Genomic DNA, 20,572 nt, shown 5'->3' with positions numbered 1-20,572 from the left:
GGATATTTTAATCTGAGTTTTTATCTGTAGCGCGCGCAGCATCAATCAGCTGCGCCATTTTCATGCCATTATCGATAGAAGCATCATACACAAAATGCAACTGTGGCACAGTGCGCAATAGCATGCGTTTGGCTACTTGTGTGCGCAAAAAACCCGCCGACTTTTCCAATCCTTGCTGAATACTATCGCTGGCTTTTGCGGCAGTATAAAAAATTTTCGCATGTGCCATATCGCCAGTCACCTCAACCTGCGTGATTGTCACCATGCCAACGCGCGGATCTTTTACCTCAAACTGTAATAAGTCAGCCAATTCGCGCTGCATCTGTTCTGCAACGCGAGTTGCTCTTGAAAATTCTTTTGCCATTATAGCGTTCTTGCCACTTCTACCATTTCATAAACCTCAAGTATGTCACCCACTTCAATGTCATTATAATTTTTCAATGACAAGCCGCACTCAAAGTTGTTTTTCACTTCTTTTACATCGTCTTTAAAGCGCTTCAACGAATCTAATTCGCCGGTGTGAATAATCACGTTAGCACGCAATACGCGCACGCGTGAGTTGCGCTTGATCATGCCATCCTGCACATAACAACCCGCAATTGAACCCACTTTTGAAATACGGAATACTTCGCGAATCTCTACCGTACCAATCATGCTTTCTTTTTGCTCTGGTTTCAGCATGCCACCTAAAGCTGCTTTTACTTCGTCAACCGCTTCATAAATAATATTGTAATAACGTACATCAACGCCCAAGCTGTCAATCAATTTACGTGATCCAGCATCGGCACGCACGTTAAAACCAATCAGTACAGCACCAGAAGCGGCACTTAAGTTCACATCAGATTCAGAAATCGCACCGACACCCGTGTGGATAATATGCACCTTCACTTCAGCGGTTGATAGTTTTTGCAAACTGGTTGCCAAAGCTTCGTAAGAACCTTGCACATCTGATTTAATAATCAGATTTAATGTTTGCACTTCGCCTTCGGCCATTTGGTCAAACATATTTTCAAGTTTGGCCGCTTGCTGTTTAGCAAGCTTGGTATCACGGAATTTGCCTGCGCGGAAGTTAGCGATTTCACGTGCTTTACGCTCGTCATTCAATACAATCACTTCTTCGCCCGCACTTGGTACGTCAGATAAACCTAAAATTTCAACCGGAATCGACGGGCCAGCTTCTTTGATATCATTGCCGGACTCATCAAGCATGGCGCGCACTTTACCAAATGTGCTGCCTGCTAGAATCATATCGCCACGTTTTAATGTGCCTGACTGCACCAATACTGTGGTAACTGGACCACGACCTTTATCAAGTCTACCTTCAATCACCAGGCCTTTAGCTGGCGTATTTTTTGGTGCTTGCAGCTCTAAAATTTCAGCTTGCAGCAATACGGCCTCTAATAGCTCATCAATGCCTTTACCTGTTTTGGCTGATACTTCGCGGAACATGACTTCACCACCAAAATCTTCAGGAACCACTTCTTGTGCAACCAGCTCCATCTTCACACGTTCTGGGGCTGCATCCGGTTTATCAATTTTGTTAATCGCAACAACTAGGGGGACACCTGCAGCCTTAGCATGATGAATCGCTTCAATGGTTTGTGGCATGACTCCGTCATCCGCAGACACTACTAAAATGACAATATCGGTTGCTTTGGCACCACGTGCACGCATCGCGGTAAAAGCTTCATGGCCTGGCGTATCTAGGAAAGTCACCATGCCACGTGGCGTTTCCACATGGTAAGCACCAATGTGCTGCGTAATGCCGCCAGCCTCGCCTGTAGCCACTCGGCTACGGCGAATATAATCTAGTAACGACGTTTTACCGTGATCCACATGACCCATTACTGTTACAACTGGTGGACGAGTTTCCATAACAGCTTGCGCATGTTCGGCTTCCTCTAAGAATACTTCAGGATCGTTCGATGCAGCTGCCGAGGCTTTATGACCCATTTCTTCCACTAAAATAATCGCGGTTTCCTGATCCAGAACCTGATTAATCGTCACCATCATGCCCATGGTCATGAGCTTTTTAATCACTTCGCCTGATTTAACCGCCATTTTGTGAGCCAAATCAGCAACTGTAATCGTTTCCGGCACCAACACTTCATAAACGATTGCCTCAGTCGGTACTGTAAATGCATGTTCTGCATCATCATCGTGATGTGATCTATTTTTACCTTTTGGTGAACGCCAATTAGAGCCTGTAGTAACTGCACCACGTGTTTTCAAGCCACGTTTTTTATTCTCAGCATCAGTCCACTCTTTATTATTGCCTTTAACTTTTTTAGCATCTTTCGCCGCTGCAGGTTTTGCATCAGCGCCCGGCTTGGCAACAGGTTTATGTAGCGTGCCTTCTGATAATTTAGCGGCCTTCACTTTCGCCGCTTCTGCTTCGGCCAGCCTTCTTGCCTCTTCATCTAGACGACGCTGTACAAGCTCTTGTTTTCTACGTACATCTTCCGCTTGCATCGCAGCTAATGTGGCATGCCGTTTAGCTTCTAGCTCACGGATCGCAATCTGTTCAGGAGTTAATACTTGTTTTCTGAGCGTCGTTGGTTTTACAGCGGGTACTTCTTCCACGACTGCCTCTGCTTTTACCTCAACCGGCACTTCAACTTCAACGAAAGGTGGCTCCTCTGGCGCGACAACTTCTTCAACAACGGGCTCAACAACTACTGGCTCAACCGCTTCCGGCACAACAATCAGCTCTTCTACTGGCAGTTCCTCTTGTGGCGCAACCACTTGCACCAACTCCTCTGGCTCATCGCGACGCTCCAACACACGTTTTTTACGCACTTCCACTTGAATTGTGCGCGCACGGCCAGAACTATCGGTTTTTTTAATCTCCGTATTCGATTTGCGTGTCAGCGTGATTTTATTTTTTGGCGCTTGCTCTGCACCATGCTCTTTACGCAAAAAATCCAATAGCGCAGTTTTATCGGCTTCTTCCAATTTATCTTCCAAGGCCGACTTAACGACGCCAGCACTTTTAAGCTGATCTAGCAACAAAGCGGTTGGCAGCCCTAGCTCTGCGGCGAATTGTGCAACGGTTGTTTGTGCCATTTACTGCTCCAATCTTTCTATTTTCTACTACACTCAATATTTCTCTACTACTAGCTCAACGTCTTGCCATCGACTTAATCACTTAAATATATAATTTAGTGATTAACAACCAAAATTATTAATCACTAGTTTATTTAAATCACAGATCACTCAAACCAAGGTGCACGTGCTGTCATAATTAAGTTTTTAGCGCGTTCTGCATCCATACCAGTCATCTCGACTAGCTCATCAACTGCTAGCTCAGCTAAATCATCCATCGCAGAAATACCTTTAGAGGCCAATAAATGTGCGGTTGCATCATCCATGCCTTCCATTGCTAGCAAATCTTCAGCCGCCTCTTCTACTTTCTCTTCTTTTGCGATAGCTTCAGTGAGTAAAGCTGCGCGTGCACGCGAACGCAATTCGTTAATCGTGTCCTCATCAAACGCATCAATCTCAGCCATTTCAGCCAATGGTACGTAAGCAATTTCTTCTAACGTGCTGAAGCCTTCTTGTACCAAGATGTCGGCAACCTCTTCATCCACATCCAATTTTTCCATAAATAATTGGCTGACATTTGCATACTCGGTTTGATTTTTCTCAGCCGCCTGCTCTTCAGTCAAGATATTTAACGTCCAGCCAGTTAGCTCTGATGCCAAGCGTACATTTTGTCCGCCACGACCAATGGCTAAAGCCAATTGCTCTTCATTTACCACCACGTCCATGCTATGCGCATCTTCATCGACAACGATAGATGAAACTTCCGCAGGTGCCATCGCGTTAATAACAAATTGTGCTGGCTCCATACTCCACAATATAATATCTACGCGCTCACCAGCCAACTCGCCTGTCACCGCTTGCACACGTGAACCGCGCATACCGACGCAAGTACCCACCGGATCCAAACGCTGATCATTGGTTTTGACTGCAATTTTAGATCGCAAACCAGGATCTCGCGCAGCAGCACGAATTTCCAGCAAGCCCTCTTCAATTTCCGGCACTTCCAATTCAAATAAGCGCTTCAAAAAGTCTGGTGCAATACGCGATAAAATCAATTGTGGGCCACGGCCGCCACGCTCAATACGAGACAGATAGGCACGCACGCGATCACCAACACGTAAATTCTCTTTTGGAATCATCGCTTCACGCGGCAATAAACATTCGATGCGACCTACTTCAATAATCGCACTGCCTTTTTCCATACGCTTAATCACGCCGGTGACCAAATTCTCATTGCGGCTTAAAAAGTCTTCTAGAATTTGTTCACGTTCAGCTTCACGTACTTTTTGCAAAATAACCTGTTTAGCTGCCTGCGCGCCAATACGACCAAATTCAATTGATTCCAATGGCTCTTCATAATAGTCGCCAATAGCGCGGCCTTTAGCATGCTCGCTCTCTTCGTCAAACTGATAAGCAGAGTTTTCCAGCAAATCATACTCCACATATTGCCAGCGTCTAAAGGTTTCATACGCACCACTTTCGCGGTCAATTGTCACGCGGATATCTGCATCGTCATGATGTTTTTTCTTGGTAGCTGATGCCAAAGCTAACTCTAAAGCTGTAAAAATCACCTCTTTACTCACGTTTTTTTCGTGAGCTAAAGCATCTACCAGTAATAAAATTTCACGACTCATCACAATCTCCAACTCTTATATATTCTAATTTACCGTCACTATTTACCTCACATTAAATGTGAGGCGACAAAACACTAAAACAGCCTAAAACTCAGGGCTTAAACGTGCCTTATCGATGTTACTTAAAGCCAATTTATACACATTACCTTCAAAATCCATCAAAACATTGCCATCCTCAACACCCTTTAAAATACCCAAGAATGTTTTACGTGGCAGAGCACTTTTAGCCGCGTTAGCGCTTTCATCTTTAACACCGATACGCAATTTGATTTGCGCGCGCTCACCCGCAAAGCGTACAAAATCTTTTTCTTTTTTAAGTACACGATCCATTCCCGCCGAAGAAATCTCCAATCGATCATAATCAATCTCATGATCCACGGTTAATACATTCCCCAACTGATTGCTCACCAACACGCAATCATCAATATTGACACTATCCTTGATATCTATCGGGTTAAGTTTATCAATGAACACACGCAACAATTTACCGCGATTCGAGATTTCAAGATCAACCAACTCAAAACCTAGCTGAGTGACCGTTTTATCTATTAAGCCATGCAAATCTTGCATTACCGCACTTCCTTAAACGCTACATACCGAGCAGAAACAAAAAATGGGCACAAAGCCCACCAAATTATTGCTATATTATACCAATTAATTCAAGTAATTGGAATGACTCTTACACGCACGCCACATCCTTAACATCTCTAATAAAGTCACATTCGACAGAAAGCAGCTAACCAATCAACCGCCACCCCTGAATGTGCCGCTCCAAACGAATAAACCCTCACGAGGAGGGTTTATCGTCAATCATCTCACGATGATTTAGTGTAAATAGCTTGGCAGTGACCTACTTTCGCATGCAAAAAGCATACTATCATTGGCGCTGGTTCGTTTCACGGCCCTGTTCGAGATGGGAAGGGGTGGGTCCAAACCGCTATGGCCGCCAAGCATAACTGGTTTCTCGTGCGTCGCTAATCTTCATTAGCTGTTCACAAGCGATTATGCTGTGTTGCCGTCTCATTTTCATGAGGCGTCTGTAACAAATTGGAAGAAGTAAAGTTTTAATGGTATTGATTACATTATCTTGCTTTAGAACAAACCGTTAATCTTGGATACATTCAAGTATTAAGGTTATAGGATCAAGCCTCACGAGCAATTAGTAACGGTCAGCTTAATGCATTACTGCACTTCCACATCCGTCCTATCAACGTCCTGGTCTCGAACGACTCTTTAGGGGGGTTAAACCCCCGGGAAATCTCATCTCAAGGCGAGTTTCACGCTTAGATGCTTTCAGCGTTTATCTCTTCCGCACTTAGCTACCCAGCTATACCATTGGCATGATAACTGGTCCACCAGCGGTGCGTCCACTCCGGTCCTCTCGTACTAGGAGCAGGTCCCTTCAAATTTCCAGCGCCCACGGCAGATAGGGACCAAACTGTCTCACGACGTTTTAAACCCAGCTCACGTACCACTTTAAATGGCGAACAGCCATACCCTTGGGACCGGCTACAGCCCCAGGATGTGATGAGCCGACATCGAGGTGCCAAACTCCCCCGTCGATATGAACTCTTGGGAGGAATCAGCCTGTTATCCCCAGAGTACCTTTTATCCGTTGAGCGATGGCCCTTCCATACAGAACCACCGGATCACTATGACCTGCTTTCGCACCTGCTCGACCTGTCCGTCTCGCAGTCAAGCAACCTTATGCCATTGCACTATCAGTACGATTTCCGACCGTACCTAGGTTACCTTCGCACTCCTCCGTTACTCTTTGGGAGGAGACCGCCCCAGTCAAACTGCCCACCATACACGGTCCCCAGTCCAGATTATGGACCTAGGTTAGAACCTCAACAACATCAGGGTGGTATTTCAAGGTTGACTCCACGAAATCTAGCGACTCCGCTTCAACGTCTCCCACCTATCCTACACAAATCTTGTCAAAGTCCAATGTAAAGCTACAGTAAAGGTTCATGGGGTCTTTCCGTCTAGCCGCGGGTAGATTGCATCTTCACAAACATTTCAACTTCGCTGAGTCCCGAGAGGAGACAGTGTGGCCATCGTTACGCCATTCGTGCGGGTCGGAACTTACCCGACAAGGAATTTCGCTACCTTAGGACCGTTATAGTTACGGCCGCCGTTTACTGGGACTTCAATCAAGAGCTTGCACCCCATCATTTAATCTTCCAGCACCGGGCAGGCGTCACACCCTATACGTCCACTTTCGTGTTTGCAGAGTGCTGTGTTTTTATTAAACAGTCGCAGCCACCTTTTCACTGCAACCCCATCACGCTTCAAGAGCAAGTCTCTACACGTTACCGGGGCGCACCTTCTCCCGAAGTTACGGTGCTAATTTGCCGAGTTCCTTCTCCCGGGTTCTCTCAAGCGCCTTAGAATTCTCATCCTACCCACCTGTGTCGGTTTGCGGTACGGTCTTATACAACTGAAGCTTAGTGGCTTTTCTTGGAAGCATGGTATCAATCACTTCGTCTACAAGTAGACTCGTTATCACGCCTCGGCATTGATTCTCCGGATTTGCCTAAAGAATCTGCCTACACGCTTGAACCGGGACATCCAACACCCGGCTGACCTAACCTTCTCCGTCCCCACATCGCATTGTATAGAGGTACAGGAATATTAACCTGTTTCCCATCAGCTACGCATCTCTGCCTCACCTTAGGGGCCGACTCACCCTACGCCGATGAACGTTGCGTAGGAAACCTTGGGTTTTCGGCGAGGGAGCTTTTCACTCCCTTTATCGCTACTCATGTCAGCATTCGCACTTCTGATACCTCCAGCATTCCTCACAGAACACCTTCGCAGGCCTACAGAACGCTCTCCTACCATGCACCTAATAAATTAGGGCATCCGAAGCTTCGGTTACGTGCTTAGCCCCGTTACATCTTCCGCGCAGGACGACTCGACCAGTGAGCTATTACGCTTTCTTTAAATGATGGCTGCTTCTAAGCCAACATCCTGGCTGTCTATGCCTTCCCACTTCGTTTTCCACTTAGCACGTCATTTGGGACCTTAGCTGTCGGTCTGGGTTGTTTCCCTCTTGACCACGGACGTTAGCACCCATGGTCTGTCTCCCGTAATTGCATTTCTCAGTATTCGGAGTTTGCAATGAGTTGGTAAGTTCTTATGAACCCCCTAGTCATAACAGTGCTCTACCCCCGAGAATGATATACGAGGCACTACCTAAATAGTTTTCGGAGAGAACCAGCTATTTCCAAGTTTGTTTAGCCTTTCACCCCTATCCACAGCTCATCCCCAAATTTTTCAACATTTGTGGGTTCGGACCTCCAGTACCTGTTACGGCACCTTCATCCTGGCCATGGATAGATCACTTGGTTTCGGGTCTACACCCAGCAACTAGACGCCCTATTCGGACTCGCTTTCGCTACGCCTCCCCTATCGGTTAAGCTTGCTACTGAATGTAAGTCGCTGACCCATTATACAAAAGGTACGCAGTCACGGAACAAGTCCGCTCCCACTGTTTGTATGCATACGGTTTCAGGATCTATTTCACTCCCCTCCCGGGGTTCTTTTCGCCTTTCCCTCACGGTACTGGTTCACTATCGGTCGATTACGAGTATTTAGCCTTGGAGGATGGTCCCCCCATGTTCAGACAAGGTTTCTCGTGCCCCGCCCTACTTGTCGTTACCCTAGTTCCACACACGGGATTTCGTATAAGGGGCTATCACCCTCTATGGCCGGACTTTCCATTCCGTTCTACTATCGCATATGCTAAAAATAACAGGCTGTTCCATGTTCGCTCGCCACTACTTACGGAATCTCGGTTGATTTCTTTTCCTCGAGCTACTTAGATGTTTCAGTTCACTCGGTTCGCCACCATCTCCCTATATATTCAGGAGCGGTTACCCTTGCGGGTGGGTTTCCCCATTCGGACATTTCCGGATCAAAGCTTATTTGCCAGCTCCCCGAAACTTTACGCAGGCTATCACGTCCTTCATCGCCTGTAATCGCCAAGGCATCCACCATATGCACTTATTCACTTGATCCTATAACGTTAACACCTGAACCCTTTTTAAATCCAGATATCATCATGCATGAGAACATGCGTTATAGTTTTTTCTAAAGCTACTTCGTTAATGCTGCAAGGTTGTACAACATTAACTGGTTTTTTGTTTCATTTATTTCTTGGTTATTTCATGTTGTAACCGATATTACTATCAATTACGACACTATCTAACTGGAACTAAACGAAGCAAAATATTTCGATTTTGCAATCAATTACTACCCATTTTGAATACACACATATCATCACAATAATGTGCATTCACTTTACTTCTTCCATTTTGTTAAAGATCAGTCTAGTTAAAAACTAGAAGTAAACACTCATTGTTAAATGCTTGCTTCTAATTTCTTAGCTTACTTACAACATCAAAATTGTTTGGTGGAGGATAACGGGATCGAACCGTTGACCCCCTGCTTGCAAAGCAGGTGCTCTCCCAGCTGAGCTAATCCCCCATTTGAGGTTTAATCTGGTGGGTCTGGATGGACTCGAACCATCGACCCCCGCCTTATCAAGACGGTGCTCTAACCAGCTGAGCTACAGACCCTGTTAAGGTAGCAATCACATTGCTGCTTTTGCTATGTTGGCCAATCTTTTTTGATGTTGCTACTGCCGAACGACTGATAAGTGTGAATGTTTGCAACCAAGGTTTGTTCTCTAGAAAGGAGGTGATCCAGCCGCACCTTCCGATACGGCTACCTTGTTACGACTTCACCCCAGTCATGAATACTACCGTGGTAAGCGCCCCCCTTACGGTTAGACTACCTACTTCTGGTAAAACCCACTCCCATGGTGTGACGGGCGGTGTGTACAAGGCCCGGGAACGTATTCACCGCGACATGCTGATCCGCGATTACTAGCGATTCCGACTTCATGCAGGCGAGTTGCAGCCTGCAATCCGGACTACGATCGGCTTTCTGGGATTAGCTCCCCCTCGCGGGTTGGCGACCCTCTGTACCGACCATTGTATTACGTGTGAAGCCCTGGCCATAAGGGCCATGAGGACTTGACGTCATCCCCACCTTCCTCCGGTTTGTCACCGGCAGTCCCAATAAAGTGCCCAACTAAATGATGGCAATTATTGGCAAGGGTTGCGCTCGTTGCGGGACTTAACCCAACATCTCACGACACGAGCTGACGACAGCCATGCAGCACCTGTGTTACGGCTCTCTTTCGAGCACCCATCCATCTCTGGAAAGTTCCGTACATGTCAAGGCCAGGTAAGGTTTTTCGCGTTGCATCGAATTAATCCACATAATCCACCGCTTGTGCGGGCCCCCGTCAATTCATTTGAGTTTTAATCTTGCGATCGTACTCCCCAGGCGGTCTACTTCACGCGTTAGCTGCGTTACTCATGGATTTTACTCCACCAACAACTAGTAGACATCGTTTAGGGCGTGGACTACCAGGGTATCTAATCCTGTTTGCTCCCCACGCTTTCGTGCATGAGCGTCAATATTATCCCAGGGGGCTGCCTTCGCCATTGGTATTCCTCCACATCTCTACGCATTTCACTGCTACACGTGGAATTCTACCCCCCTCTGACATATTCTAGTCTTGTAGTTTCAAACGCAGTTCCTAAGTTGAGCTCAGGGATTTCACATCTGACTTACAAAACAGCCTGCGCACGCTTTACGCCCAGTAATTCCGATTAACGCTCGCACCCTACGTATTACCGCGGCTGCTGGCACGTAGTTAGCCGGTGCTTCTTATCAAGGTACCGTCATAATCATCCTATGTTAGAGGATAATCTTTCTTCCCTTGCGAAAGAGCTTTACAACCCGAAGGCCTTCTTCACTCACGCGGAATGGCTGGATCAGGCTTGCGCCCATTGTCCAAAATTCCCCACTGCTGCCTCCCGTAGGAGTCTGGACCGTGTCTCAGTTCCAGTGTGGCTGGTCGTCCTCTCAGACCAGCTACTGATCGTCGCCTTGGTGAGCTTTTACCTCACCAACTAGCTAATCAGATATCGGCCGCTCCATTAACGCCAGGCCCGAAGGTCCCTAGCTTTCCCCCGTAGGGCGTATGCGGTATTAGCCAACCTTTCGATTAGTTATCCCCCATTATTGGATACGTTCCGATATATTACTCACCCGTTCGCCACTCGCCACCAGGAGCAAGCTCCCGTGCTGCCGTTCGACTTGCATGTGTAAAGCATTCCGCCAGCGTTCAATCTGAGCCATGATCAAACTCTTCAGTTTAATGTATGACTATTACTTTTTCCTCTTTCGAGGTGGTATTCGCTTTTTGCTTTGCAACCCAATCATGTCTTAGAGAAATTCTAAGTATGTGTTGAGCTGTTTTTCTCAAATTCATTGTCAAGGTTTGTGTACTGCTTATTTATTGCTAAATAAGCCTTATTACATACTTGTCATAAATTTAAGTGTAAGCATTTGTTATCTTGAGTATTGACTTAAACCAAACAACAAAACATTCAAGGCCGAAGCCAAGCATTCGTTGCGTCTAAGTCAATGTGTCTTGACCACAAACACCCACACTTATCAGTCGTTCAGTTTGTTAAAGAGCTTTTTATCCACTACAAAAAGTGAGTCACTTTTGAGCTTTTCGTTTCACGCTTTGCGTTAACGAGGTGCGCATTATACAGAGCATTTATGCCACGTCAACACTAATTTTAAAGATTGCCAATTAATATTAACGGTGTATTTTAGTGCGGCTTTTTTACTACTTTTCGTTAACGGTTATCTGTAACGAGGTGCGCATTATACAGAGCATTTAAGCCACGTCAACACTAATTTTTAAAGACTTCTAATTAATATTAACGGTGTATTTTAGTGCGACTTTTTTATTGCTTTTCGTTAACGGTTGTCTGTAACGAGGTGCGCATTCTACAGAGGCTTAAATTTTGGTCAAGCCCTATTTCACGAAGTTACAAAATTGTTACAATCCAATGAAGATATTGATCAATACTGCCAATTAAACCAGATTAATCCTGGCAAATTTGCGCTTACCTACTTGCGCAATAACGGAAACACCTTTATCGATCTGCAAATTTTTATCCAACACCTTTTCACTATCCAGCTTTACACCACCCTGATCAATCGCACGATTCGCTTCGGATGTACTTTCGACCAAGCCAGCTAGTTTAAGTAATTGTGCAATACCAATACTTGCACCATCAATATTCACAATTACTTCCGGCACTTCGTCCGGCACACCGCCTTTGGCGCGCGTTTGAAAATCGTTCAGCGCTTTTTCAGCATCCGCTTGGCTATGAAAGCGCGCCACGATTTCCTGCGCGAATCTCACTTTAATATTACGCGGGTTTTCACCTGCAGCTACGGCGGCTTTCCATTGCTGAACAGTTTCTAGCGATTCAAACGATAGCAACTCTATATAGCGCCACATTAATTCATCACTAACAGACATAAGCTTGGCGAAAATAATTTCGGGTGGTTCATTAATACCAATATAGTTATTGAGTGATTTGGACATTTTATTTACGCCGTCCAAACCCTCTAGTAACGGCATCGTCAGTACGCATTGCTGGCTTTGGCCAGCTTGTTTCTGTAACTCACGCCCCATTAACAGATTGAATTTTTGATCGGTACCGCCCAATTCAACGTCCGCTTTAAGCGCGACCGAATCGTAACCTTGCAGTAATGGATACATAAATTCGTGTATCGCAATTGGCTGATTGCCTTTGAAACGCTTGGAAAAGTCATCGCGCTCTAACATGCGGGCAACGGTTAGACTGGAAGCCAGCCTTAACATACCTGCCGCACCTAAATCGGTTAACCAGGCAGAGTTGAACACAATGTCGGTTTTATCTTTATCCAAAATTTTAAATACCTGTTCGGCATAGGACTGCGCATTTTCTGCCACCTGCTCTTTTGTTAAAGGCGGACGCGTGACACTTTTGCCAGTTGGGTCGCCGATCATGCCGGTAAAATCCCCAATCAAAAACAGTATGTGATGGCCCAGATCCTGAAAATGCCGTAATTTGTTGATCAATACGGTATGGCCCAGATGCAAGTCTGGTGCAGTAGGATCAAAGCCAGCTTTAATGCGTAAGGGCGTTCCTTTTTTTAACTTTTCAACTAATTCATGTTCAATTAACAACTCGTCACAGCCGCGTTTAATGATGGCTAATGATTGATTAAGATTTATATCAATACTGGTATTCACGGCATTTTCCAATGGTTAAAAGGTGGCTGTCCTACAAACTGTTACTTTTTATTACAAGAAAAATTCTGTTACTATGCTTTTTCGATTCCAAGCAAGAGGCTTTGCTATCCAAGCTTTTAAGCAGTTTTAGTTACTTTTTATGTCGCAATTTTTTAACAGAAACAAGCAGAAATTTAAGCCTGCTATTTTAACGCAAAACTTATTACAGGGCTTGCGTAAAATAAAATTACGCTGGGCCGCAGTCTTATTATTACTACCTTTTTTTGCCGTCATCGCGGCTTTTGGTACAGCATCGCCGAATCAGCCACGTTACGTTAAATCTGAAATAGTGACCGAAGGTGTTACTCTGCCGCTAGCGGTACATAACGTAGATCGCAATGAAGAGTTCTGGCAAATCGACCAAGTGCGGCGCGACGATACTTTAGGTAGCTTATTTAGACGCATGTCGGTACGTGATGAAGATGCCATTAAATTTTTGACGATTTCACCGGATGCGCGCGCGATTAACACACGATTAATTCCTGGCCACTCATTGGAAATTAAAACCAATTTGGACGGCAAACTGCTGCATTTAGAATACGAAGTAGATAATGAAACTATCTTGGTAGCCGGCTTAACGCCCGCAGGATACCAAGTAGCCACTCAAAAGTTAATTCTGCAAAATCACCAAATTTTAAAATCGGCCACTATTGTTAATTCGCTATTCGGCGCGACGGATGATGCCGGCATACCTGACCAAGTTGCCTTACAAATCGCCGATATATTTTCCAGTGATATCGATTTTTATAATGATTTAAGGTCTGGTGACCATTTCAATGTGGTGTATGAGGCTTTTTATAACGCTGGCGAGATGATGAAAGTTGGCAATGTATTAGCCGTTGAGTTTGTCAATAAAGGCAAAAAATACCAGGCGATTCATTTTGGTGATGCTGAAGGCAAGTTTGCTTACTACACGCCCGAAGGCAAAAGTTTGCATAAGTCCTTTTTACGTTCACCGCTGGAATTTACACGCATCAGCTCATCATTCAGCACTGGGCGCTACCATCCTATTTTAAATCGCATCAAAGCGCACAAAGGTGTCGATATGGCGGCGCCATCTGGCACGCGCATTAAGGCTTCCGGCAATGGCGTAGTCGACTTTGTCGGACGCAAAGGCGGATATGGCAATGTGATTGTGCTCAAACATGAAAACGGCATCAGCACCGTTTATGGACATTTATCAGGCTTCGCAGCGGGCTTACGTAGAGGCATGCGTGTAGCGCAAGGAGATATTATCGGCTTTGTCGGCATGACAGGCTTGGCCACTGGTCCGCATTTGCATTACGAGTTTCTGGTGAATAAAGTACATCGAGACCCAATGACTGTGGCGTTGCCGATGAGCGTGCCAATAGATGGCCAGTATAAAAAAGCTTTCGATGAACAAAGTTTGAATTTGATGGCGCAGATTGAAATGCTAAACCGTCGACAAACAGCCAGCACGGATTAAACATGGTTAAAGCACAACTTTTCATCGGCATTATGTCCGGCACCAGTTTAGACGGCATTGACGTTGCACTTTGCGATTTAAAGGATGACACATGCCAAGTCATCTCAACGCATTTTTTGGCGTATCCGCAAGCATTAAAAACTCAATTGTTACAGCTACATACCGCCGCTGACAACGAGTTAGAAACAACGGCCTTAACGGCAAATAAGCTCGCATTTTTATATGCAGAGGCGGTTAACGCTTTACTAACCAAGCAAAACTTACAGGCAAATCAAGTCACGGCAGTCGGCTGCCATGGCCAGACCATACGCCACAGGCCGGAGCTCGGATTTACTTTGCAAATTGGCAATGCGGCCTTACTGGCAGAACTCAGCAACATTACGGTGGTATCTGATTTTAGAAGTCGCGATATTGCAGCTGGTGGTCAAGGCGCGCCGTTAGTGCCGGCATTTCATCAGGCGGTATTTGGTTCCAAACAAAGCAATCGTGCGCTTATTAACATAGGCGGCATTGCCAATATTACCTATTTGGCAAAAAATAATGACGATTTAAACTCAGGGAAAGTTTTGGGCTTTGATTCCGGCCCAGGCAATATGTTGCTGGATGCATGGATAAAACGACATCTGGATAAAGATTACGACGCAAACGGTGAGTGGGCGGCTTCAGGCGAAATTATTCAGCCATTATTATCACAAATGCTGGCTGAACCCTATTTTGCGTTACAAGCGCCAAAAAGCACTGGCCGCGATTTGTTTAACGATGCCTGGTTGATGCAATATTTAGAGAATACGGATTACAGACCCCAAGATGTAGCGCATACACTGGTTGCACTTACCGCACACACCATTCATGAGGCACTTACCCGATATTGTGGAGATGTTGATGCGGTTTATTTGTGCGGCGGCGGCGCTCACAACACCTTGCTCATTCAACATTTAAAAACAATGTTAGCCAATACACAGCCTTCGGCTGTACTAGCAACTACGGCAGAATTAGGCGTAGGTGTAGATTGGGTTGAGGCCGCAGCCTTTGCCTGGCTTGCCAAACAAAGCATCAGCCACAAACCCGGCAACTTGCCAGCCGTCACAGGCGCAAAAGGCTTGCGTGTGCTGGGTGCAATTTATTCTGCCTAAGGACTTTATACCTTTGGTATTATTGCTGCTTGATTAAACGAACCAAAATGCCTAATAAAGATTGATTATGACTACAAAACCAACCAAAGCCACCATCACCTTTGACAACGGCGCAACTCCTATCGACTTACCGGTACTTTCTGGTAATTTGGGTAATGACGTAATAGATATACGCAACCTTGGTAAACACGGCGTCTTTACTTACGACCCAGGCTTTATGTCTACTGCCGCCTGCCAATCCAATATTACCTACATTGATGGCGAAAATGGCCTGCTCTACCATCGCGGTTATCCTATTGAGCAATTGGCAGAGCACTGTAACTTTTTAGAGGTGTCTTATCTATTAATGCATGGCGAACTACCAAATGCCGTGCAGAAAACGGAATTTACCGACCGAATCAGCGGCCACACCATGTTGCACGATCAACTTAGCAACATATTCCGCGGCTTTCGGCGCGACGCGCACCCAATGGCAGTCATGATTGGCGTTGTCGGTTCAATGTCAGCCTTCTATTTTGACTCGATGGATGTATACAACCCACAACACCGTATCGCATCTGCTTATCGTTTATTGGCAAAAGTACCCACCATTGCCGCTTGGTGCTACAAATACAATTTGGGACAACCATTTATGTACCCAAAAAACAATCTAAATTACGCTGAAAACTTTATGCACATGATGTTTGCCACACCATGTGAAGAATATGTACCAAATCCAGTACTAGCAAAAGCGTTTGAGAAGATTCTAATTCTGCATGCCGACCATGAACAAAACGCTTCCACCTCCACCGTTAGACTCGTTGGTTCAAGTGGCGCGAATCCTTTCGCCAGCGTGGCTGCGGGTATTGCATCGCTTTGGGGACCAGCACATGGCGGCGCCAATGAAGCAACCTTAAAAATGCTGGAAGAAATGGGCGATGTATCGCGCATTGGTGAATTTATTCAGCGCGCCAAAGACAAATCCGACACTTTCCGCCTAATGGGCTTTGGGCACAGGGTTTATCGCAATATGGATCCACGCGCCGCCATTATGCGCGACACTTGCCATGAAGTTTTAGAAGAGCTTGGATTACAAGATGACCCACTATTTAAATTGGCAATGGAACTAGAAAAAATCGCACTTGAAGACGAGTATTTCGTCTCACGCCAACTGTATCCAAACGTCGATTTTTACAGCGGCATTGTCATGCGCGCCATGGGTATCCCAAACAGCATGTTCACAGCTATCTTCGCCCTAGCCCGTACTGCCGGCTGGGTAGCACAATGGAGTGAAATGAATGCCGACCCTGAACATAAAATCGGACGCCCAAGGCAATTGTATAGAGGTGAGGATAGACGTGAGTTTGTACCAATTGAAAAGCGCTAACGTTTAGAAATTACCAAAACCGTCTTAATTACCTTGTTAAATACATCCAAAGTGACGTATCTATATCTGGAAAATGGATTAATTAGCTCGCAAAGCCCAATTTTTGCAATGCTTTGTATATTTTTTCATTCACTTTTGAGTAGCCAGTCGCGTTTGGATGTATTTGGTCAGCCTTCAAACTTCTATCTGATAACACCTTTGAAAATACATCAGCAATTAATGGCGTAGCCGTTTCTTTAGCAATCGCTTCATACATAGGATGGTCAGCTAAATTTCCAACCGCGGCTCTTAAGGCGTTAAATTCTGGAATGGCCACCAAAATTGTTTTAACGTTTTGTGCTTTGGCTAACAATAAAATGGCTTTTAAATTAGCTTCCGTTTGGTTTTGTGGTAGCTGGTGCAGAAAATCGTTACCGCCTAGCTCAACAATTAATAATTGTGGCTGATATTCGGTTAACAAATCGGGCAAACGCTCTAAACCAGCTGCCGATGTATCCCCGGGAACTCCTTTGTTAACAATTTGCCAGCCAGTGGTTTTAGCTAATAAAGTTGGATAATCTTCACCATCTTTAGCACCAGTTCCATAACTTAGACTATCGCCCAGAATAAGCACAGTCGCGTCTTTTGGCACAGCTGTGTATTTTGCATTCTCACTACAAGCAGCGATTAATGTCGCGAATAAAATGCACAGCACCAAATAATATTTCTTCATTGAATAACCCTTTAAAAACTAAAAAGCCAAGCAAAACGCTTGGCTTTTTATATAACACTACACATTAACTATTAAGCATTAAACCGAGAATGACGATCCACAACCACAAGTAGAAGTCGCTTGCGGGTTACGAATCACAAACTGCGAACCTTGCAAGCTGTCTTGGTAATCAATCTCCGCGCCCATTAAATATTGCAAACTCATGGGGTCGATTAATAAAGTAACGCTATCTTTTTCCACTTGAGTGTCATCGTCGTTTACTTCTTCTTCAAACGTAAAGCCGTATTGGAAGCCAGAACAACCGCCACCGCTAACAAATACACGCAGTTTCAAATCAGGACTGCCCTCTTCCTCAATTAATTCTTTGACTTTTTTTGCAGCATTATCAGTAAATACCAACGGAGTTGGCATTTCTACATCAGGTAAATCGGTCACTGCATTCATATTTTGCTCCTTAAACTTCACAATACTGCTTTGCTTAACCAAATTAAGCCACGGCATTTAATACTATTGATTCAACCACTATAGAACATTATTGGGGATTAATGTTCAGTTTTACAAGTGATTAACCATTTAATGTTCTAACTACAATTCAATTTAAAGCATTTCGTCTGCTGCTGCACCATCGGCCATATAAACCAGCTTGCCTTCTATCACCGCGCCAGTATGCATTTCCAGGGATTTGTAATATAAATCACCAATAATGCGCGCTTTGGTTTGCAACTCAATAAACTGGCTGGCTTTTACTGGGCCGACCACTTTGCCGTTAAGCACAATTTTTGACGCATTCACTGCACCTTCGATACTGCCATGCTCACTCACGATAATGGTACTAGGCGCGCCATTTTGTTCACTAACGTTGCCACGAATTGCGCCATCTACACGCAAACCACCGCTAAAATATAAGTCACCCTCAATACGCGTATCTACACCCACTAGTGTGTCGATACGGTTATCAATTTTATTCGCTTTCTTGAAAAACATGTAATTCCCCGCTCGCTTAAGGCTTATCCATTATCTAATTAGCCATTGGCACCAAATCAGTAGGACACTATTTTAATCTTTTACCGTTCAGCATATTTTTGTAAAAGAATAAATCCTCTTTAGTTTTAAGGCTCTCATCTTGAACGGTTGCAAGCTCTTTGGCAAGGTTATTATTGGTTGCCAGCTCTATTTGCAGTGCACGTTGCGCACCAACTAACTTAGCTTGCAGCGCTCTGTTTTCCAACATAACCTGTTCATATTTTTGACGAATACTTTTATTTTCCCCGCCTTGAAATATCCAGTAAGCCGAGGAAAACCCCACGATAACAAATAATACAGCTAACAATACTTGAAAATACCACGGTCTTTTTGAACGCACCGCGACTTGTTTGGCAGTTAAGCCGAAATGGCGACGGATTTTACGGCGAACGGGCTTCATAACGTTTTCAACTTAAGGCAAAAGCGGCACGACCTGCAAACCGGAATCTTCTTCCAAGCCAAACATAATATTCATGTTTTGTATTGCCTGACCCGCTGCACCTTTTACCAAGTTATCTTGTACCACAACGATGGTTAAATAACCTGAGTCCGCTTGCTGATGCAAAGCCATGCGTAACTGATTAGCACCGCGCACTGAGCGCGTTTCTGGCAAGCTGCCAGCTGGCATCACATCCACAAATGACTCACTGGCATAACGTTTTTCATATAATGCCTGCAAATCAACCAGTTTAGCCGAATCAGACAATTTGACATAAATGGTTGAAAGCATGCCACGTATCATTGGAATAAGGTGTGGCACAAAGATGAAATCTATTTTTGCACCCGCCGCCAGTTGCGTCATTTGCGCGTGAATTTCTGGGTGGTGCCTATGCCCTGCCACGCCATACGCTTTCATGTTATCGCTTGATTCTGCAAACAGCGTTGATACTTCTGCTTTTCTACCCGCGCCTGACACGCCAGACTTAGCATCCGCAATAATCGGTGCAGAAAAATCAATGAATCCAAGCTCTAGTAGAGGCACTAATCCCAGCAAAACCGTTGTCGGGTAACATCCTGGATTGCCAATTACTTTTGCGGTTTTAATTTGATCGCGATAAAGCTCTGGAATACCGTAGACCGCAGTGCCTAAAATATCTGGGCAGCTATGTGGCATTTTGTACCATTTTTCAAAAACAGCAGTATCTTGCAATCTAAAATCTGCGGCCAAATCAATGATTTTTACATTGGCTTTTAGTAACGCTTGCGCTTGGCTCATCGCCACGCCATGTGGTGTAGCAAAAAATACGACATCGCAGGCAGTTAAGTCAGCCGTTGCTGGGTCAGAAAAAGTTAGATCAACAAACCCACGTAAACTGGGAAACATGTCTGCCACCGGCAAACCTGCCTCACCACGCGAAGTGATTGTTGTTAATTCTGCATGCGGGTGAATGGTTAAAAGACGCAGCAACTCTACACCTGTATAACCCGTACCACCAACAATGCCTACTTTTAACTTTTGATTTGCCATATGCCTTACAACCAAAATGATACTCTAAAAAACTTAACCTTAAATGAAAAAGGCCGCTAACGCGACCTTTTTTAACTCTTGACGCCTAAATAAAGCGAAAGCTGAATTAGCGTTTAGAGAATTGTTTACGACGACGCGCTTTGCGTAGACCAACTTTTTTACGTTCTACTTCACGTGCATCACGTGTCACGAAGCCAGCATGTGACAATGCGCTTTTAAGCGCAGCATCGTAATCGATCAAGGCACGCGTAATGCCATGACGTACCGCACCAGCTTGACCAGATTCACCACCGCCGATTACGTTAACCATAATATCGAAACTAGCTGTGTTGTTTGTTAACTCTAGCGGCTGACGCAAAATCATACGTGAAGTTACACGTGAGAAATATTCATCAACAGGCTTATCGTTCACAACGATATTGCCTTTACCTGATTTCAAGAACACGCGCGCTACTGAACTTTTGCGGCGGCCTGTACCATAATTGTATTTACCAATCATCTTTATTTACCCTGTCTCTTA

Annotated in this window: 14 protein-coding genes, 2 tRNA genes and 3 rRNA genes; 3 read left to right on the top strand and 16 right to left on the bottom strand. The window is 45.0% G+C overall.

From position 1 onward, the window contains the following. Nucleotides 1-7 precede the first annotated feature (7 nt). The 10 genes from rbfA to tyrS all read right to left on the bottom strand — a co-directional run bounded on the left by rbfA (nucleotide 8) and on the right by tyrS (nucleotide 12,876). On the bottom strand, nucleotides 8-364 hold the full coding sequence (gene rbfA, locus K370_RS07980; protein WP_047540609.1) for a 30S ribosome-binding factor RbfA: 357 nt from the start codon (nucleotides 362-364) through the stop codon (nucleotides 8-10). Continuing rightward, a complete protein-coding gene (gene infB / locus K370_RS07975; RefSeq protein ID WP_047540607.1) occupies nucleotides 364-3,066 on the bottom strand; it encodes a translation initiation factor IF-2 in 2,703 nt (900 codons plus the stop codon). Before infB ends, rbfA begins: the two co-directional genes overlap by 1 nt. Before the next feature lie 146 nt (nucleotides 3,067-3,212). Next, nucleotides 3,213-4,679, bottom strand: a complete 1,467-nt coding sequence (nusA, locus tag K370_RS07970; protein ID WP_047540605.1) for a transcription termination factor NusA — start codon at nucleotides 4,677-4,679, stop codon at nucleotides 3,213-3,215. 84 nt (nucleotides 4,680-4,763) lie between these two features. After that, the gene (gene rimP, locus K370_RS07965; RefSeq protein WP_047540603.1) at nucleotides 4,764-5,249 is read right to left on the bottom strand and encodes a ribosome maturation factor RimP; all 486 of its coding nucleotides are present in this window, start codon (nucleotides 5,247-5,249) and stop codon (nucleotides 4,764-4,766) included. Nucleotides 5,250-5,516: 267 nt separating this feature from the next. Continuing rightward, nucleotides 5,517-5,630: ribosomal RNA gene (gene rrf / locus K370_RS07960) — 5S ribosomal RNA — on the bottom strand. A gap of 187 nt (nucleotides 5,631-5,817) precedes the next feature. Next, a 23S ribosomal RNA gene (locus tag K370_RS07955) occupies nucleotides 5,818-8,704 on the bottom strand. A gap of 393 nt (nucleotides 8,705-9,097) precedes the next feature. Beyond that, nucleotides 9,098-9,173: transfer RNA gene (locus K370_RS07950), tRNA-Ala, on the bottom strand. A 15-nt stretch (nucleotides 9,174-9,188) separates the two neighbouring features. Further along, nucleotides 9,189-9,265: transfer RNA gene (locus K370_RS07945), tRNA-Ile, on the bottom strand. Nucleotides 9,266-9,379: 114 nt separating this feature from the next. Beyond that, nucleotides 9,380-10,919 (bottom strand): 16S ribosomal RNA (locus K370_RS07940). The 16S, 23S and 5S rRNA genes sit together here with 2 tRNA genes alongside, the layout of an rRNA operon. A gap of 733 nt (nucleotides 10,920-11,652) precedes the next feature. Continuing rightward, the gene (tyrS, locus tag K370_RS07935; RefSeq protein ID WP_047540602.1) at nucleotides 11,653-12,876 is read right to left on the bottom strand and encodes a tyrosine--tRNA ligase; all 1,224 of its coding nucleotides are present in this window, start codon (nucleotides 12,874-12,876) and stop codon (nucleotides 11,653-11,655) included. 127 nt (nucleotides 12,877-13,003) lie between these two features. Between tyrS and K370_RS07930 the strand changes: the two genes are divergently transcribed. The 3 genes from K370_RS07930 to gltA all read left to right on the top strand — a co-directional run bounded on the left by K370_RS07930 (nucleotide 13,004) and on the right by gltA (nucleotide 16,849). Next, the gene (locus tag K370_RS07930; RefSeq protein ID WP_047540599.1) at nucleotides 13,004-14,350 is read left to right on the top strand and encodes a M23 family metallopeptidase; all 1,347 of its coding nucleotides are present in this window, start codon (nucleotides 13,004-13,006) and stop codon (nucleotides 14,348-14,350) included. A 2-nt stretch (nucleotides 14,351-14,352) separates the two neighbouring features. After that, complete coding sequence (locus K370_RS07925) at nucleotides 14,353-15,483, top strand: anhydro-N-acetylmuramic acid kinase (protein ID WP_047540597.1); 1,131 nt, start codon at nucleotides 14,353-14,355, stop codon at nucleotides 15,481-15,483. A 67-nt stretch (nucleotides 15,484-15,550) separates the two neighbouring features. After that, nucleotides 15,551-16,849, top strand: coding sequence for a citrate synthase (gene gltA / locus K370_RS07920; protein WP_047540594.1), 1,299 nt, complete (start codon nucleotides 15,551-15,553; stop codon nucleotides 16,847-16,849). 82 nt (nucleotides 16,850-16,931) lie between these two features. On the opposite strand, the gene K370_RS07915 is transcribed toward gltA, so the two are convergent. The 6 genes from K370_RS07915 to rpsI all read right to left on the bottom strand — a co-directional run bounded on the left by K370_RS07915 (nucleotide 16,932) and on the right by rpsI (nucleotide 20,551). Then, the gene (locus K370_RS07915) at nucleotides 16,932-17,561 is read right to left on the bottom strand and encodes an arylesterase (RefSeq protein WP_047540591.1); all 630 of its coding nucleotides are present in this window, start codon (nucleotides 17,559-17,561) and stop codon (nucleotides 16,932-16,934) included. Between the two features lie 78 nt (nucleotides 17,562-17,639). Continuing rightward, nucleotides 17,640-18,005, bottom strand: a complete 366-nt coding sequence (erpA, locus tag K370_RS07910; RefSeq protein ID WP_047541813.1) for an iron-sulfur cluster insertion protein ErpA — start codon at nucleotides 18,003-18,005, stop codon at nucleotides 17,640-17,642. Between the two features lie 153 nt (nucleotides 18,006-18,158). After that, nucleotides 18,159-18,545, bottom strand: coding sequence for a bactofilin family protein (locus K370_RS07905; protein ID WP_047540590.1), 387 nt, complete (start codon nucleotides 18,543-18,545; stop codon nucleotides 18,159-18,161). Between the two features lie 67 nt (nucleotides 18,546-18,612). Continuing rightward, nucleotides 18,613-18,984, bottom strand: coding sequence for a hypothetical protein (locus tag K370_RS07900; protein ID WP_047540588.1), 372 nt, complete (start codon nucleotides 18,982-18,984; stop codon nucleotides 18,613-18,615). Between the two features lie 12 nt (nucleotides 18,985-18,996). Then, complete coding sequence (gene argC / locus K370_RS07895) at nucleotides 18,997-20,052, bottom strand: N-acetyl-gamma-glutamyl-phosphate reductase (RefSeq protein ID WP_047540586.1); 1,056 nt, start codon at nucleotides 20,050-20,052, stop codon at nucleotides 18,997-18,999. Between the two features lie 106 nt (nucleotides 20,053-20,158). Further along, on the bottom strand, nucleotides 20,159-20,551 hold the full coding sequence (gene rpsI, locus K370_RS07890; RefSeq protein WP_047540584.1) for a 30S ribosomal protein S9: 393 nt from the start codon (nucleotides 20,549-20,551) through the stop codon (nucleotides 20,159-20,161). Between the last annotated feature and the right edge of the window lie 21 nt (nucleotides 20,552-20,572).

It is taken from the genome of Methylotenera versatilis 7 (assembly GCF_000799165.1).
GTDB lineage: Bacteria > Pseudomonadota > Gammaproteobacteria > Burkholderiales > Methylophilaceae > Methylotenera_A > Methylotenera_A versatilis_A.
Note: the sequence above shows the minus strand (reverse complement) of the source record. Positions and strands in the feature narration are given on the sequence as shown.